This window comes from Phenylobacterium sp. (genome assembly GCF_965284355.1).
Lineage (GTDB): Bacteria > Pseudomonadota > Alphaproteobacteria > Caulobacterales > Caulobacteraceae > Phenylobacterium.
In genome coordinates, this window is record NZ_OZ260078.1 from 200,324 (window position 1) to 214,340 (window position 14,017).

The 14,017-nt window shown below is 66.9% G+C and carries 16 protein-coding genes and 1 tRNA gene; 10 read left to right on the forward strand and 7 right to left on the reverse strand.

Annotated features, from left to right (window positions below; all coding sequences use genetic code 11):
- Positions 1–35: 35 nt before the first annotated feature.
- Complete coding sequence (locus tag ACQ66R_RS00980) at positions 36–395, forward strand: hypothetical protein (protein WP_430418433.1); 360 nt, start codon at positions 36–38, stop codon at positions 393–395.
- Here ACQ66R_RS00980 and ACQ66R_RS00985 read toward each other — a convergent pair whose 3' ends face one another.
- Positions 396–926, reverse strand: a complete 531-nt coding sequence (locus ACQ66R_RS00985) for a CcdC protein domain-containing protein (protein ID WP_430418434.1) — start codon at positions 924–926, stop codon at positions 396–398. It lies immediately after the preceding gene.
- The gene (locus ACQ66R_RS00990) at positions 926–2,257 is read right to left on the reverse strand and encodes a diguanylate cyclase domain-containing protein (protein WP_430418436.1); all 1,332 of its coding nucleotides are present in this window, start codon (positions 2,255–2,257) and stop codon (positions 926–928) included. The genes ACQ66R_RS00985 and ACQ66R_RS00990 overlap by 1 nt, the downstream gene beginning before the upstream one ends.
- Positions 2,258–2,375: 118 nt before the next feature.
- On the opposite strand from ACQ66R_RS00990, the gene ACQ66R_RS00995 reads away from it, so the two are divergent.
- The 3 genes from ACQ66R_RS00995 (at position 2,376) to ACQ66R_RS01005 (ending at position 5,485) form a co-directional block, all read left to right on the forward strand.
- Positions 2,376–3,140 carry an SDR family NAD(P)-dependent oxidoreductase gene (locus tag ACQ66R_RS00995; RefSeq protein WP_430418437.1) on the forward strand — a complete coding sequence of 255 codons (765 nt, stop codon included), beginning with the start codon at positions 2,376–2,378 and terminating at the stop codon, positions 3,138–3,140.
- A 64-nt stretch (positions 3,141–3,204) separates the two neighbouring features.
- On the forward strand, positions 3,205–4,335 hold the full coding sequence (locus ACQ66R_RS01000) for a CaiB/BaiF CoA transferase family protein (protein WP_430418439.1): 1,131 nt from the start codon (positions 3,205–3,207) through the stop codon (positions 4,333–4,335).
- 232 nt (positions 4,336–4,567) lie between these two features.
- The gene (locus ACQ66R_RS01005) at positions 4,568–5,485 is read left to right on the forward strand and encodes a YihY/virulence factor BrkB family protein (protein WP_430418441.1); all 918 of its coding nucleotides are present in this window, start codon (positions 4,568–4,570) and stop codon (positions 5,483–5,485) included.
- On the opposite strand, the gene ACQ66R_RS01010 is transcribed toward ACQ66R_RS01005, so the two are convergent.
- The gene (locus tag ACQ66R_RS01010) at positions 5,482–5,706 is read right to left on the reverse strand and encodes a sulfurtransferase TusA family protein (protein WP_430418443.1); all 225 of its coding nucleotides are present in this window, start codon (positions 5,704–5,706) and stop codon (positions 5,482–5,484) included. The two genes, ACQ66R_RS01005 and ACQ66R_RS01010, sit on opposite strands and share 4 nt — an antisense overlap.
- A 75-nt stretch (positions 5,707–5,781) precedes the next feature.
- Between ACQ66R_RS01010 and ACQ66R_RS01015 the strand changes: the two genes are divergently transcribed.
- The gene (locus ACQ66R_RS01015) at positions 5,782–6,333 is read left to right on the forward strand and encodes an MOSC domain-containing protein (RefSeq protein WP_430418445.1); all 552 of its coding nucleotides are present in this window, start codon (positions 5,782–5,784) and stop codon (positions 6,331–6,333) included.
- Between the two features lie 8 nt (positions 6,334–6,341).
- On the opposite strand, the gene ACQ66R_RS01020 is transcribed toward ACQ66R_RS01015, so the two are convergent.
- A complete protein-coding gene (locus ACQ66R_RS01020; RefSeq protein ID WP_430418447.1) occupies positions 6,342–7,847 on the reverse strand; it encodes a pilus assembly protein TadG-related protein in 1,506 nt (501 codons plus the stop codon).
- 204 nt (positions 7,848–8,051) lie between these two features.
- Here ACQ66R_RS01020 and ACQ66R_RS01025 point away from each other — a divergent pair, with 204 nt between their 5' ends.
- From ACQ66R_RS01025 to ACQ66R_RS01035, 3 genes are all read left to right on the forward strand, one after another.
- Entirely contained in the window at positions 8,052–8,567 is a 516-nt protein-coding gene (locus tag ACQ66R_RS01025; protein WP_430418449.1) for a TadE/TadG family type IV pilus assembly protein, read from the forward strand.
- Positions 8,564–9,088 (forward strand): TadE/TadG family type IV pilus assembly protein, encoded by a 525-nt coding sequence (locus ACQ66R_RS01030; RefSeq protein WP_430418450.1) that lies wholly within the window; start codon positions 8,564–8,566, stop codon positions 9,086–9,088. The genes ACQ66R_RS01025 and ACQ66R_RS01030 overlap by 4 nt, the downstream gene beginning before the upstream one ends.
- Before the next feature lie 62 nt (positions 9,089–9,150).
- Positions 9,151–9,240, forward strand: a tRNA-Ser gene (locus ACQ66R_RS01035).
- Positions 9,241–9,259: 19 nt separating this feature from the next.
- Here ACQ66R_RS01035 and ACQ66R_RS01040 read toward each other — a convergent pair.
- The 3 genes from ACQ66R_RS01040 to ACQ66R_RS01050 are packed head-to-tail and all read right to left on the reverse strand — an operon-like array spanning position 9,260 to position 11,793.
- On the reverse strand, positions 9,260–9,997 hold the full coding sequence (locus tag ACQ66R_RS01040) for an acetoacetate decarboxylase (RefSeq protein WP_430418452.1): 738 nt from the start codon (positions 9,995–9,997) through the stop codon (positions 9,260–9,262).
- 11 nt (positions 9,998–10,008) lie between these two features.
- Entirely contained in the window at positions 10,009–10,764 is a 756-nt protein-coding gene (locus ACQ66R_RS01045) for an acetoacetate decarboxylase (RefSeq protein ID WP_430418454.1), read from the reverse strand.
- A gap of 30 nt (positions 10,765–10,794) precedes the next feature.
- Complete coding sequence (locus tag ACQ66R_RS01050) at positions 10,795–11,793, reverse strand: patatin-like phospholipase family protein (protein WP_430418456.1); 999 nt, start codon at positions 11,791–11,793, stop codon at positions 10,795–10,797.
- 229 nt (positions 11,794–12,022) lie between these two features.
- On the opposite strand from ACQ66R_RS01050, the gene ACQ66R_RS01055 reads away from it, so the two are divergent.
- Complete coding sequence (locus ACQ66R_RS01055) at positions 12,023–12,805, forward strand: 3-hydroxybutyrate dehydrogenase (RefSeq protein WP_430418458.1); 783 nt, start codon at positions 12,023–12,025, stop codon at positions 12,803–12,805.
- 157 nt (positions 12,806–12,962) lie between these two features.
- On the forward strand, positions 12,963–13,979 hold the full coding sequence (locus ACQ66R_RS01060; protein ID WP_430418460.1) for a septal ring lytic transglycosylase RlpA family protein: 1,017 nt from the start codon (positions 12,963–12,965) through the stop codon (positions 13,977–13,979).
- Positions 13,980–14,017: the final 38 nt, after the last annotated feature.

Here is a 14,017-nt window from a genome sequence, read left to right on the forward strand (position 1 = left end):
TGAACCCACGTCGCTACAGATGACGGGGGGAGACGATGAAGATGCTTCTACTGGCGGCGAGCTTGCTCGCCGCGACGCCTGTCGTGGCCGCCGCCGAGGAAGACGCGGTGCGCGAGGCGAACCGGCAGGATGTTCGCTGCTTCATCGGCATGGCCGTGATGAGCCGCAATGAGCAGTACAAGTCCTGGGGCGCGCTGGGCATGTTCTTCTATGCGGGCCGTATCGAGGGCCGCACGCCGGGCCTCGATCTCTCCGACGCCGTGAAGCGCGAGGCGCGGGTCATCCCGCCCGCCAGCTACAACGACCTGATCAAGGACTGCAGCGACCGGCTGGGTGAGAAGAGCCGATCTCTGGAGGCGATGAAGCCGCCCGCGCCGCGCGGAGTCGGGCGCTAGCTAGCCCGCTGTCGCTTTCGCCTCGGCGATCATCCGGCGCGCGCGGATCCACCACTCCAGGCGCTGCGTGGTGACCACGCCGACGGCCAGCAGCAGGAAGCTGTCGGTGATCTCGGCCGCCGTCAGGTGCAGGACGGATGCCTCACTGCCCAGCACGCTGCGCAGGATGTAGCGAAGGCCGAAAATCCCGAGGATCAGCAGCATGCCCACCGGCGAGACGCGGCTGGTCACGACATGAGTTGCGGGGTCGATCGTGAAGCGGCTGGCGCGGCCGCGCCACCAGCCCAGCAGGGCGCCCAGGCCGACGGCCAGGATGTCGATCCCGACCCCCAGCGGCCCCGGCGGGGGGTTCGTCGCGAACACCGCAATGGTCAGCGTCATCAGGATTGCGGGCGAGATCCACAGGCGCTCAACCTTGAGCGTTCGCGCCCGCGCGTTGCGCAGGATCACGAGGCCGATGATGAGGAGGGGGATCAGGTAGGACCAGGTCTCGGAGCCTTTCGGCAGGGCTCCGGGAGAGATCTGAAGCATCAGCTCGCCTTGAGTGAGTGCGCCATCGCGGCCGCCTGCTCCAAGGCGTACCCCACACTTTCGGGCGACGCCACCTCGGCGACCCCCAGGTCGAACTCGACGACGAAGGGCGTGGCGCCCTGGCCGGCTTCGAAGGCGGTGCAGCCGATGACGGCGGCGATTCGCTCGCCGGCGGCGCGCGCGGCGTGGAGCGGCGTCGCGGGGAGGGCCAGTGCGAACACCTCAGGCGCAAGGCGCGCGGCGGTGTCTTCCACACGGACCAGCCGGCCGATCATCGAGCCGATCTGCGGCACGGCGCGGGCCACCCAGCCGCCGGCGCGGGGCGCCTTCAGCTCGGCCTTCTCCGAGACCTTCAGCATGCAGACGCTCAAGGGGCGGTTGCGCTCGCGGGCGCTGCGGGCCAGCCGCATCAGGTGGCTGGCGAAGAGGTCGCGGGTGAAAAGACCCGTCGCGGCGTCCATCAGGCCCGAGTTGCGCGCCTGTTCCAGCGCGGTCCGCACCGACTTCTGCCGCCGAAAGGCCCGGGCCAGCTCTACAACGCGCACCGCGGTTTCGGCTTCCGGCGTGTCGGGCGAGGCCACGTCCGAGATACCGCGATGGAAGGCCTCCGAGGCCGTCACCGCCGATTCGGCGCGCATGTAGAGCAGGGCGGGTGTGTGGTAGAGGCGCGTGTTGCGGCGCAGGCCGGCCGCGATCGAGAGCGCCTCGTGCGGATTGTCGCCGGCCCAGAGCACCACGGCGTCGAACGGCTTCTCGTGCAGGTAGTCGAACGCCGTGAAGGCGGTGAAGGCCCCCACGACCTCCGCGCCGTTCTGGGCCAGAGCGTTGGACAGGGCCAGGAACTGCGGCGCCGGCTCGCCGATCGCCAGCACCCGGAAGGGCGTGGGGTCGCTGGAGGGCGCGTCGAGCACGTGCCCGCGCTCGGAGAAGGTCTCGATCCGGACCTCGAACTCCTCCTCGGCGACGGAGGTGCGCACGAGGGATTCCAGGCGCATCGCAGCCTGCGCGGGATGCAGCGGGCCCGTCAGGGTCAGGTCGTAGCCGCGGTCGCGCAGCAGGGGGTCGGGCGAACCCATGGCAAGCACCGGGAGACGCCGCGGCGCGCAGGACGCGCGCAGACGTTCGGCGATCCCTTCAGGGGCGCCCTCGACGCCGGCGATATCGACGATGGCGGCCTGGATCTGAAGGTCGGCCAACGCGGCGCAGGCCGCCGCCTCGGTCCGCGCCGTGACCGTGCGCCAGCCCAGGCGATCGAGCCCCTCGGCCAGAGGACCAGCCGTGGAATCGTCGCGCGCCAAAATCAGAACCCGCGCCTGGACCCCTGCCGTCATATCCCCATCCAATTGCGCCGGTACGATCCAGAGCATGGAATCGCGCCCGGCCCGAAGGTCTTCCCATACCTCGGGTCAGGTTGCAGAAGGGTTTCTTGTCGCACGGGGAGGTTGGTCTTTGACTGCAGATCTGAAGGGAAGCGTCGCGTTCATCACGGGCGCGAGCGGAGGACTGGGCGCGCACTTCGCACGCCTGCTGGCTCGACGGGGCGCCTCGGTGGCGATCACGGCGCGTCGGGTCGACAAGATTTCGGCCCTCGCCGACGAGATCTGCGCCGCGGGCGGCAAGGCCATCGCCCTGTCTCTGGACGTCGCCCAGGCCGAAGCCATCGGCCCGGCGCTGGATGCGGCCGCCGCCCAGCTGGGCCCGATCAATATCCTGGTCAACAATGCCGGCGTGGGCGGCGAGGGGTTGGCCCTGGACCTGTCGATCGAGGATTTCGACGCCACGTTCGCGGTGAACGTCCGGGGGACGTACTTTGCGGCGCGCGAGGCGGCCAGGCGGATGATCGCCGCCGGGATCGAGGGGCGGATCGTGAATATCGGCTCGATCGCCAGCCATACGGTCCTGCCGGGCCTGTCGGCGTACTGCGGTTCGAAGGCGGCGGTGGCGATGCTGACCCGCAGCATGGCGCGCGAATGGGCCCGCAAGGGCCTGGCGGTGAATGCGCTGTGCCCGGGCTACATCGAGACCGCCATCAACGACACCTGGTGGCCCACCGAGGGCGGGCAGAAGCAGCTGAAAGGCTTCCCACGCCGCCGGCTCATGGATGCGCACGACCTGGACGAGGCCTTCCTGATGCTGGCGGGGCCGGGCGCCAAGGCGATCACCGGCAGCGTCATCACCATAGACGACGGTCAGTCGCTGCCGGGCGGCGGTTGATCCAGCGGCTTGGCTGACCGAGCGGCAAGGCGGCTAGATTCCGCCAAAGACCAGGGAGACATGGATGCGTCAGGGACCGCTTACCGGCCTGAAAATCGTTGAGTTCGCGGGCATCGGGCCGGGCCCGTTCTGCGGCATGCTGCTCTCGGACCTGGGCGCCGACGTGGTCCGGGTGGACCGCAAGGGCCAGGGCCGCGGCGCGCCCAGCGACATCACCAGCCGTGGCCGTCGCTCGGTGGCGCTCGATCTCAAGAAGCCGGAATCGGTCGAGGCCTGCCTCAAGCTGATGGAGCAGGCCGACGCCATCATCGAGGGTTTCCGCCCCGGCGTGATGGAGCGCCTGGGCCTCGGCCCCGAGGTGGCGCTGAAGCGGAACCCCAGGCTCGTGTTCGGCCGCATGACCGGGTGGGGCCAGACCGGCACATACGCCCAGGCCGCCGGTCACGACATGAATTACATCGCCATTTCGGGCGCGCTCCACGCGATCGGCACCAAGGACAAGCCCATCCCGCCGCTCAACCTCGTCGGCGATTTCGGCGGCGGCGCGCTCTACCTCGCCTTTGGCGTCCTGGCCGGCGTGATCAAGGCGCGGGAGACAGGGCAGGGGCAGGTCGTGGACTGCGCCATGAGCGACGGCGCGGCCTCGCTGATGGCGATGTTCTACGGGTTCAAGGCGGCCGGCGGCTGGAAAGAAGAGCGGCGCTCCAACCTGCTCGACGGCGGCGCGCACTTCTACGACACCTACCAATGCAGCGACGGGAAGTGGATTTCGATCGGCTCGATCGAGCCCCAGTTCTATGCGCTGCTTCTGGAGAAGACCGGTATCAACGACCCGGAATTCCAGCGGCAGATGGACCGCGGCGCCTGGGATGGCCTCCGCGAGAAGCTGGCGCACGTGATCGCCCAGAAGACCCAGGCCGAATGGGACGAGATCATGGGCGGCACCGACGTGTGCTTCGGCCCGGTTCTCGATCTGGACGAGGCGCCCAAGCATCCGCACAACGTGGCGCGCGAGACCTTCGTCGAGGTTGGCGGCGTGATCCAGCCGGCGCCTGCGCCCCGCTTCTCGGCGACGCCAGGCAAGATTCAGGGCCCGCCGCCGTCGATCGGGGCGCACGACCAGGAAGCGCTCAGCGACTGGGGCTTCTCGGCGGATGATATCGGGGCGCTGAAGGCGGCCGGGGCCCTCGCGTAAGCTGAGCCATAACAGTCGTTTGTCTGAAAGCGCCGTTCAGCCTGGGTTCAGCCGCTCGGCGCGATATTGACGCTCGGATCGGACGTCGCGCTCTCCCGTCCCTCGAAGCGGCGGACGACCCGGATGGAACGACACGCCCATCGGCGGCGCGCTGCCTACTAACCCAGGCGGCGCGCCGTTATGGTATGGGGCGGCCCCTTTAGCGCCGAGTCGGCCCGGACAGACCGCCCGTATGAGACTTCCCAAGCTGATCACCCGCCTTCGGGCCCGGGATTTCGATCCCCTGATGGCCCTGCGGATCAGCCTGATCGTCCTGGGCAAGTCGCTGACCCGCCTGTGGGGACGCGACGTCATGCTCTACAACGGCGGCGTCTCGTTCTTCGTGATGCTGGCGATCTTCCCGGCCATCGCCATCCTGATGGGCGTCTACTCGATCCTGTCCGATCCCGCGTTGGTGGCGCAGCAGGGCGAGGCGCTGGCCCAGGTCATGCCCGATGCGGCGCGCCTGATCTTCCAGAGCGAGCTGATCCGCCTGTCCCAGGCGCCGCCCACCGCCGTATCGGTCCAGAGCGGCCTGGCGCTGTTCATCGGGGGCTACGCGTCGCATCGGGGGTTCAAGGCTCTGCTCGCCGGCCTGTCGTTCATTCACGACGAGGACAAGCCGCGCGGCTTCGTGGGGTTCAACCTGCTGGCGCTGGCGGTGCTCATCGCGGCGATGGGCGCGCTCGGGGCCCTGTCGGCCGTCTTCTTCACCTTCCGCATCCTGGGCGAGACCCTGGACCTGCGTCCTCTGCGGGGCACGCTGTGGCTCTACAGCGAGTGGACCTGGGCCAGTGTCGGGATGACCCTCGGGATGACGTTGATCTACCGTTGGGCGATGTCGCGCGAGCCCGTGGAATGGCGCGCCTCCCTGCTGGGCGGGGCCGTGGCGGCCGGGCTCTGCATCTTTGCGTCCTGGGGGCTGGGGATTTACGTCGAGCAGATCGTGCAGCTGGGCGCGACCTATGGCTCGGTCGCGACCGTCGTCATCTTCCTGATCTGGCTGTCGTGGAACGTGAACGCGATCTTCTTCGGCGGCGCTCTGGCGACCGAGGTTGAGCTGGCGGCCCACAGCCGCCGCGTGCCCCTGGCGTCGGAGCACCCGACCTAGCGGCGCGCCACCAGGAAGCTGAGCGCCCCGTCCGCATCCGCCACCTCGAGCACCTCGGCGCCCGCGTCGGCGGCGAAGTGGGGCACGTCGATGCGGGCAAGAGGATCGTCGGCCAGAAGCCGGATCCGCGCTCCCGGCGGCGCAGCCTCCAGCGCCCTGCGCAGGCGCAGCGTCGGGACAGGGCAGCGATGTCCCCGGGCGTCGACCAGGATCTCCGTCATGTCCGCCGCATACACCAACCCTCTCATCTGGCCCAGGGCTGGCCACCGACCGAGCGGATCGCTAGCAAGGCTCCCATGAAACCTCCGCAAGCGAGTGTCGTGGCCGTCAGCCGCAAGGCCGGGCACGGCGTCGACAAGCCCAATCAGCTGATGATCCGCCTGGTCGAAGGGCATGGCGTCGAGGGTGATGCCCACTACGGGACGAAGGTGAAGCACCGCAGCCGCGCCCGCCATAATCCCGACCTGCTCAACCTGCGTCAGGTCCATCTGATCCACGCCGAACTGCACGACGAGCTGGCGTCCCAGGGCTATCGGATGACGCCGGGTCTCATGGGCGAGAACATCACGACGCGCGGGGTCGACCTGCTGGGCCTTTCGCGCGGCGCGCGGTTGCGGCTGGGGGCTGATGCGATCGTCGAGGTGACCGGCCTGCGCAATCCCTGCACCCAGCTGGACGCGCTCAAGCCCGGCCTGATGGCGGCCTGTCTGGGGCGCGGCCCCAATGGCGAGCCGATCCGCAAGGCCGGCGTGATGGCCGTGGTCCTTCAGGGCGGCGAGGTGAGGGCAGGCGACCCCATCGTCATGGAGCCGCCCCCCGGCGATCCCGAGCCGTTGAAGCCCGTCTAGACCGCGCTCTAGCGCGAGAGATGCAAGGCGGCGATCTGGCCGGCCACGCTCTCGAACACCTGCGTCAGGGTTCCCGAACTCTGCACGTCATAGAAGTAGTCCCGGCCCGAGGCGCAGTTCTTTAGGAGGTCGCTGGTGCCGGTGTCGACCTCCACTCGGATCGTATAGATCTCGATCTGCTTGGCCTTGATGTTGTCGCACAGCTTGCTGAGGCGAGAGTCGAGCGCTGCCGTCCGGTCGGCCTTCGAGGCGCCTTGCTGAAGCGGCGTATTGTTCGACTTCAGCACGCGGCCTTGCCATATGTAGCCGGTGGCCGCGTAGCTGCCGTCGTTGGGCGTGTCGCGCTGCGAGATGGTGTTCTCGCCGTCGGTCATCAGCACGATGACCTTCTTGGTCTTCGGCTCGCCGTACGCCGAGCCGTCGCTGAACGGCGCGTGCGGCGTCAGCGTGTTCCACCCCCACATCAAGCCGATCGGGATGTTGGTGTTGCCATCGGCGTTCAGGCCGTCGACCCAGCCCCTCAAGGCGGTGAAGTCCGTGGTCAGACGACGGATCATCGACACCCCGCAGCCGGCGTTGGGGCCGAACGAGGTGCTCATCGAGCCCTTTTTGTTGCCACCGTACTTGTTGATCATCCCCTGGCGCACCCGCCAGTTCGAGCTGCTGGAATTGTCGGGAATGTAGTCGTTGGCATAGTCGTCGCCGTAGCCGCTGGTCTTGCTGTCGGGTTCGTCCACGGCGAAGAACGGCGTGTACAGCGTGACCGGCGTGGCGGTTGTCGGCGCGTCGTCCTGAATGTCGTAGGGAGCCTTCCGCATCTCCAGGCAGCCGCGCCAAGTGACACCGAGCGTCGAGAACAGCTGAAACCGGTTGGCGTGCTGGTTGCCGCTCGAGGTGGTGAAAATCTCGTCGTTGATCGGCGAGGCCCCGGTCTGATCCACCCAGGTCGCGTTGCGGAAGGCCGTGCCGTCGACGCGCACGGTGTTCGCGAAGGGGACCAGCGAGATCTTCACGGCGTTCGGCTCGACGTGCTTGTCCGACACGTCCTTCATCTTGTCGATGAAGGCCTTGGCGGCGTCCTTCATGTCGCGAAGCTTGTTGCCTTCGTCCATCGAGCCCGTGGTGTCGAGAACCAGGGCGATCTCCACCTTCATGTCGGCGCGCACCACCTCGGTCGAGGCGTTGATCGCCATCGGCCCGCCGGTGACCAGGCCGGCCACGAAGGGGTTGACGCTCACCTGGGCGGTGGCCTGCACCTTGCCGTCCGCCGAGAATTTGAAGTTCGAGGCGACCAGCCGGTAGTCGGTCCCCAGCTTGAGGTTCTGGCCCAGATAGCGGTCGCCGTAGGTCTTCAGCTGAGCGTCAGTGGTGGCGTTGGTGCGCGCCGCGGCGAGGGCTGCGGCGTCCAGGGCGTCCTGCAGCTGCGACTTGGCGCTGGTGGCGCGGGCAAGGTCGGCGGCGCCCAGGCCGGCCACACAGATGGGGCCCATGGCCAGCGCCGCCACGATGGCCACGTTGCCCCGGTCGTCAAAGGAGCGAAGTAGCCGCCGGGATCCGGCGAGAAGTGACCTGCGCATTGCAATCATCCTGACGGAAGTCGTGATCGTCAGGCAGGGAGATATCGCCAGGAGGGCTAACGGCCCTTTAGGTCAATACGTTAAGTCGCGTTTACTATTCTTGCCGACGTATTGTTTGCTGAACGGCGTCACTCTGACGCCATGTTTCGCTCCCCGCGTAGATCTTGGGCCGCGCGCAGTTTCCGGCGCGACGAGCAGGGTGCGACAGCGGTCGAGTTCGCCTTCGTGGCGCCGGTGCTGTTCTTCGCGCTGCTGTCGCTCGTGGAGATCGGCATGCTGGGCATGATGATGATGAGCGTGGACGCCGCCGTCCTGGACGCCGCCCGGCGTATTCGCACGGGGCGCGACGACGCGGCGACCTCGGCCCAGGCCTTCGAGGATCAGATCTGCAGCCACATCGGCGGCGGTCTGACGACGTGCCGCAATCGGCTGATCATCAGCGTCAAGAAATACGCGAAGTTCTCCGACGCCAACGCGGTGGCCGCGCAGGCGCCCGACGGGACGTTCAACAAGGGCGGCGCCGGCGACATCATCATCGTGAAGGCCAACTACACCTGGCCGCTGCTTACGCCGTTCCTCGGCAACCTGGAGCGCACCGGCCCGACCAATGTCGTCATCCCGGCCCGCGCGGCCTTCAAGAACGAGCCATTCGATTGACCCGCTTCCTCAAAAGGATGGCGGCCGACCGACAGGGGGCCGCCGCCGTCGAATTCGCGCTGATCTTCCCGATGCTGTTCGTTCTGAACATCGGGGCGGCCGAAGCGCTGCAGGTCTACCAGGTGCAGCGGAACGTGGCCCACATGGCCGCGGTGATGGCCGACATCACCGCCCAGAGCCGCACGGTGACCGACGCCGACCTGCAGGACATCCTCAGCGCCAGCCTGTCGATCATTCATCCGTTTCCGCGCACGAGCCTGCAGCAGCGGGTGACCAGCCTGTCGGCCAACTCGACGGGGACGGTGTCGCAGGATTGGACCGCGAAGAAGGACTACTCCGGCTCTGCGCCCGCCAGCGTGCCCAGCGGCTATCTGGGCGCCAATGAGAGCGTGATCGTTACGGACGTGGTCTATGACTACAAGCCCACGTTCGGCCTGTTCCTGCCCGAGACGATCCGCTTCACCCGCCACGCCTACTCGCGCCCCCGCCTGACCCAGAAGGTGGAAAAGGTCGCCAGCTGAAGTGCGCCCGGCCTGAATTCGCGGTTCAAGCGAACCTGCGAATGTTCTAGAAGCCCCGCTCCGGATGGGTGGCCGAGTGGTTTAAGGCAGCGGTCTTGAAAACCGCCGTGGGTGAAAGCCCACCGTGGGTTCGAATCCCACCCCATCCGCCACTCGGCTCGCGGCGTAGTCCTAGCCCAGGTAGTCGTGCAGAACCCGGCCGTAGGGCAGGGTCATGTCGGTCACCAGGTGGAGACCGCCCATCTGCTCGAGCACGGGCAGATCGGCCATGGGGCAGTTCACCGAATCGACCAGGTCGAGCCGCGCGGCTCCGGTCCAGGCGCCCTTCACCACGATGTTCTCGAAGGTGATGCCGACCAGTTGCGCGATGGCCGGCGAGCCGTCGATGTCGGGGATCAGCTTCAGCGTCACCTGGGTGCGCTTCAGCATGGCTTCGACCTCGCCGATGTCGCTGGGGCTGCCGTGCTTGTAGACCATCGTCCCGGTGGCGACGTGCTGCTTGGCATAGGTCAGCTCGCCGGTGAGCGTGTCGCTCGCCGTCTCCAGCTTCGCGATGCCGAACTTCATCGGGTAGCCCCAGATCTCTCGACCGCCCGCCAGAGGGGGGCAGTTGTCGACGTACATCTGGACCAGGAAGTTGCACTTCTCGCCCTTGAAGGTGCAGGGGATGGCCTGCAGCGCCGCGGAGTAGGCGCCGAAACCCTCGCCGTCCGGCAGGTCGAGCCACTGCACCGAGACGACATCGCCATCCGGCTGCAGCGGCTCGGGCAGCATCTGCCGGATCTTCGCCGCGTCGGTGCGGTAGTAGATGATCATGTACTGGCGTTCGAAGAACTTGTACGGGCCCGTCGGGTAGGTGGGGCTCTGAAGCGGCATCGAGCTCAGCTTCAGCACATCCTGCTTGTTCATCTGCCGCCCCCCTACGCTGCGGCGTCTTTGATGTAGTCGAACAGCACCCGGCCGTGGGGCAGGGTCAGGTCGCTGATGTAGTGCTTGCCGCCGACGACCCGCAGGATCGGCAGGTCGGCCACCGGGGCGTTGACGTGCGGGATCAGCTGCAACCGCGCCGGGCTGACCCAGCAGCCCTTCACCGTGATGTCTTCGAGATTGTAGGCGACCAGCTGGCAGATCTTGGGGCTGCCATCGACGTCGGGAATGATCTTGAGATTGCACGACGTCTTGGTCATCGACTTGGCCTGCGCCTCACAGCCGCCGGGCGCTTCCTGCCACTTGTAGGCCATCGTCCCCATCGCCACGGTCTGGCCGGCGTACGACAGCGTGCCCGTCAGGGTGTCCGACGCGACTTCCAGCTTGGGTAGGGCGTACTTCTTGGGGAAGCCCCAGATCTCGCGGCCCGCGCTGATCGGCGGCTCGACGTCGAGATACATCTGGGCGGTGTAGTTGATCGGCTCACCGTTGAAGGTGCACGGAATGACGATGCCGCTTTCGGTGTAGTCGCCGAAGCCTGAGCTGTCGGGCATCCGGATCCACTCGTACCAGACCAGGTTGTCCGTGTTGGGCACCAGCGGCTCAGGCACCGCGGCGCGCAGGGCCGCGGGATCGGTCTCGTAGATGATGATCAGGAACTCGCGATTGATGAAGCGGTAGGGCCCCAGCGGATAACTGGGCGCCGCCGCAGGCATCGACGGCAGTTTTAGAATCTCTTCAGGCGTCATCGTTCGGCAAGCCCCCTGACCACAGACGATTTAGAGAAAGACGTCACGGATATCGGTCGATGAGCGGACCCCAAGGTCTGCGAAATGCTCGTCGAGCCATTTGCTGGCGCAGGCGCGGCCCACGTCACGCAGCTTGAGCATGAAACTCCACTCGGGGTTCAGCTTGCTGGTCACGCCCAGGCTGGTCATGAACGCCTCGTCCTGGATCGAGTGGATCAGCATCCGGCGGTGCCTGTCGTCCTGGAGTTGACCGTCCTCGATAAGGTGGCTCACGAAGGCGATGGCGCGCATCTCGCGCATCAGGCTCGAGTTGAAGCTGATCTCGTTGATCCGGTTCATGATGTCCTTGGCGGACTTCGGGATCTCGTTACGAGTCAACGGGTTGATGTGGACGATGACGACATCGTTCGTCGTGCTGCCGTAGATCAGCGGGAAGATGGCTGGGTTGCCCATGTAGCCGCCGTCCCAGTACCCCTCGCCGTCGATCTCGACGGTCTGGAACATGAACGGCAGGCAGCCTGAGGCCAGCACCTGGTCGGGGCCGATCTCGTGGTTCTCGAACATCCTGACCTTGCCGGTGCGGACATTCGTCGCCGACAGGAACAGCTTGATCGGACAGCTGGCGCGCAGGACCTCGAAATCGACGCTGCTCTCCAGCACCTTGCGGAGCGGGTTCACGTTCAGCGGATTCAGTTCGTACGGCGACATCACCCGCGAGAGCACGTCCATGAACGTGAAGATGGGGCTGTAGTCGAGGCTGTGATTGTCCAGGACCTTGTCGATCCACGACGGCTGAAGCGGCCCCTTGGCGCCCTCGTCGCTGATCTTCTTCCAGAACTTCTCGAGTTCCGCGCGGGCTCCGTCGGCGCCGCCGATCGTCAGGCCATAGCCCAGAACGGTCGCGTTCATCGCCCCCGCGCTGGTGGCGCTGACGGCGTCGAAGGTTACGCGACCGTCTTCAAGGAGACGGTCCAGAACCCCCCAGGCAAAGGCGCCATGGGCGCCGCCGCCTTGCAGGGCAAGGTTCACGGTCTTGCTGTTCGCTCCCGCAACATAGGCGCGCGAAATCGGCTTGGTCTTCGTTGCCACAGGCCCCCCAAAAACCACATTATGACATTGATTTTACAGTAGAAGAAAGCGCCTTGTCCCGTTAGATAGGATGATCAAATCAACTGGGTGCACATGCGAACATTTCATCTAATGCACCTGCGAACAAGCCCTTTGAGGCGGCTATTGCAACTGTGAATGGGGGACTTTGATGCTTAAGGGAAAGAGTGCTGTCGTAACGGGCTCGACGAGCGGAATCGGGCTGGGTATCGCCACTGTTCTGGCCTCGAAGGGCGCGAACCTGGTGATCAACGGCTTCGGCGAGGCCGCGGCGATTGAAGCCACGCGCGCCGAACTTGAGGCCAAGCACGGCGTCAAGGTCGTCTACAGCGGCGCCGACATCTCCAAGCCCGACGAAGTCAAGGCGATGATCGACCTCTGCGTCAGCAGCTTCGGCTCGGTCGACATCCTGGTGAACAACGCGGGCATCCAGTTCACGGAGAGCGTCGAAGACTTCCCCCTGGAGCGCTGGAACGCGATCATCGCGATCAACCTCTCGGGCGTCTTCTTCGGGGCCCAGGCCGCCCTGCCGCACATGAAGGCGAAGGGCTTTGGCCGGATCATCAATATCGGCTCGGTCCACGGGCTGATCGGCAGCACGCACAAGGTCGCCTACGTCGCCGCCAAGCATGGCGTGGTCGGCATGAGCAAGGTCATCGCGCTGGAGACGGCCGGCACCGGCGTCACCTGCAACACCATCTGCCCGGGCTGGGTGCATACGCCGCTGGTGCAGAAGCAGATCGAAGCCATCGCCGCCGGCGAGGGCATCAGCATCGAGGCCGCGTCCGAAAAGCTGCTGATCGAGAAGCAGCCGTCGAAGCAGTTCGCGACGCCCGAGCAGATGGGTGAACTGGCCGCGTTCCTCTCCAGCGATGCGGCCGCACAGATCACCGGCGTGGCGATCCCGGTCGATGGGGGCTGGACCGCCCAATAGGCGGCGAAAACCACGAGAGAGAGCGGCAGACACCGGGGCATTGCGCCGGTGGGGCCGCTCTCTTTCCGTCTGGGGCTTCAGGACGCCTCCGCAAGGTCTGGTTAACCCTGTTGCAAGGTTCCCCGCCGACCCTTCCGCGGAAGAGTCGGAGGCGATCATGGCGAACTCCAAGCGCAGCGGGCAGACCGTTCGGCTGGCGATCATCCTGCTGGCGGGTGGTTCGCTCGCGGCGTGCGCGTCGGTGCAACCGCGCTATCCCAGCCAAGGGCCCAGCGCCTCGAACAAGCCCGGCGCCACGGCGGCCGTCCGCAAGGTGGGCAAGCCCTATGAGGTGGGCGGCGTCTGGTACGTGCCTCAGGAAGATCCGAACTACGACCGGCGCGGCGTGGCGTCGTGGTACGGCGACGCCTTCCACATGAAGGCCACCGCCAACGGCGAGATCTTCGACATGAACGCGGTTTCGGCGGCGCATACGACCTTGCCGCTGCCGTCAATGGTCGAGGTCACGAACCTCGACAACGGCCGGAAGCTGGTGGTTCGGGTGAACGATCGCGGGCCGTTCGTGGACAACCGTCTGATCGATCTCTCACGTGAGGCCGCCGTCCAACTGGGCTTCGATCGCCAGGGCCTGGCCAACGTTCGCGTCCGCTATGTGGGCCCCGCGCCGCTGCTGGGGCCGGCCGACGGCCTGCGCTACGCCAGCGCCAAGCCGCTCCCGACCCGCGCGGCGGCGATCCCCGCGACGGCGGCCCCGCTGGCCGCGTCGTCAGACGCCTTGATGGAGATCGCCTCGGGCGCGCCCGCGCCGCGCGCCGCGATGGCCCGCAGCGAACCGATCGGCGCCCAGTCGCTGCCCCCGGTCACCGGCTCCGAAATCTCCCGCGGCCCGCTGGGCCCGCTGCCGTCCGGCCAGCCGGTCGTCATGGCCCAGGCGACGGCGACGCCCGGCCTCAGGATCCAGGCGGCCGCCTTCTCCAGCCAGGTGAACGCTCAGCGCGCGGTCGCCCAGCTTTCGGGCGCGGGCGCGGCCAGTATCGAGACCATCGAACGCGACGGCATGATGCTCTACCGGGTGGTGATGCCCGCGCCGGCCGACGAGGCGGCGGCCTATGCGCTGCGCGATCGGGTCGCGGAGATCGGCTTCACGGACGCACGCGTCGTCCGTCTCTACTGACGCCTGTGACTGGGCGGTAGACAAACCCTCCGAACCGG

What these genes read in the sequence shown, in the direction of transcription:
- ACQ66R_RS00980 (WP_430418433.1), top strand. Translation starts at nt 36, where the DNA reads ATGAAGATGCTTCTACTGGCGGCGAGCTTGCTCGCCGCGACGCCTGTC.
- ACQ66R_RS00985 (WP_430418434.1), bottom strand. Translation starts at nt 926, where the DNA reads ATGCTTCAGATCTCTCCCGGAGCCCTGCCGAAAGGCTCCGAGACCTGG.
- ACQ66R_RS00990 (WP_430418436.1), bottom strand. Translation starts at nt 2,257, where the DNA reads ATGACGGCAGGGGTCCAGGCGCGGGTTCTGATTTTGGCGCGCGACGAT.
- ACQ66R_RS01000 (WP_430418439.1), top strand. Translation starts at nt 3,205, where the DNA reads ATGCGTCAGGGACCGCTTACCGGCCTGAAAATCGTTGAGTTCGCGGGC.
- ACQ66R_RS01005 (WP_430418441.1), top strand. Translation starts at nt 4,568, where the DNA reads ATGAGACTTCCCAAGCTGATCACCCGCCTTCGGGCCCGGGATTTCGAT.
- ACQ66R_RS01010 (WP_430418443.1), bottom strand. Translation starts at nt 5,706, where the DNA reads ATGACGGAGATCCTGGTCGACGCCCGGGGACATCGCTGCCCTGTCCCG.
- ACQ66R_RS01015 (WP_430418445.1), top strand. Translation starts at nt 5,782, where the DNA reads ATGAAACCTCCGCAAGCGAGTGTCGTGGCCGTCAGCCGCAAGGCCGGG.
- ACQ66R_RS01025 (WP_430418449.1), top strand. Translation starts at nt 8,052, where the DNA reads ATGTTTCGCTCCCCGCGTAGATCTTGGGCCGCGCGCAGTTTCCGGCGC.
- ACQ66R_RS01040 (WP_430418452.1), bottom strand. Translation starts at nt 9,997, where the DNA reads ATGAACAAGCAGGATGTGCTGAAGCTGAGCTCGATGCCGCTTCAGAGC.
- ACQ66R_RS01045 (WP_430418454.1), bottom strand. Translation starts at nt 10,764, where the DNA reads ATGACGCCTGAAGAGATTCTAAAACTGCCGTCGATGCCTGCGGCGGCG.
- ACQ66R_RS01055 (WP_430418458.1), top strand. Translation starts at nt 12,023, where the DNA reads ATGCTTAAGGGAAAGAGTGCTGTCGTAACGGGCTCGACGAGCGGAATC.
- ACQ66R_RS01060 (WP_430418460.1), top strand. Translation starts at nt 12,963, where the DNA reads ATGGCGAACTCCAAGCGCAGCGGGCAGACCGTTCGGCTGGCGATCATC.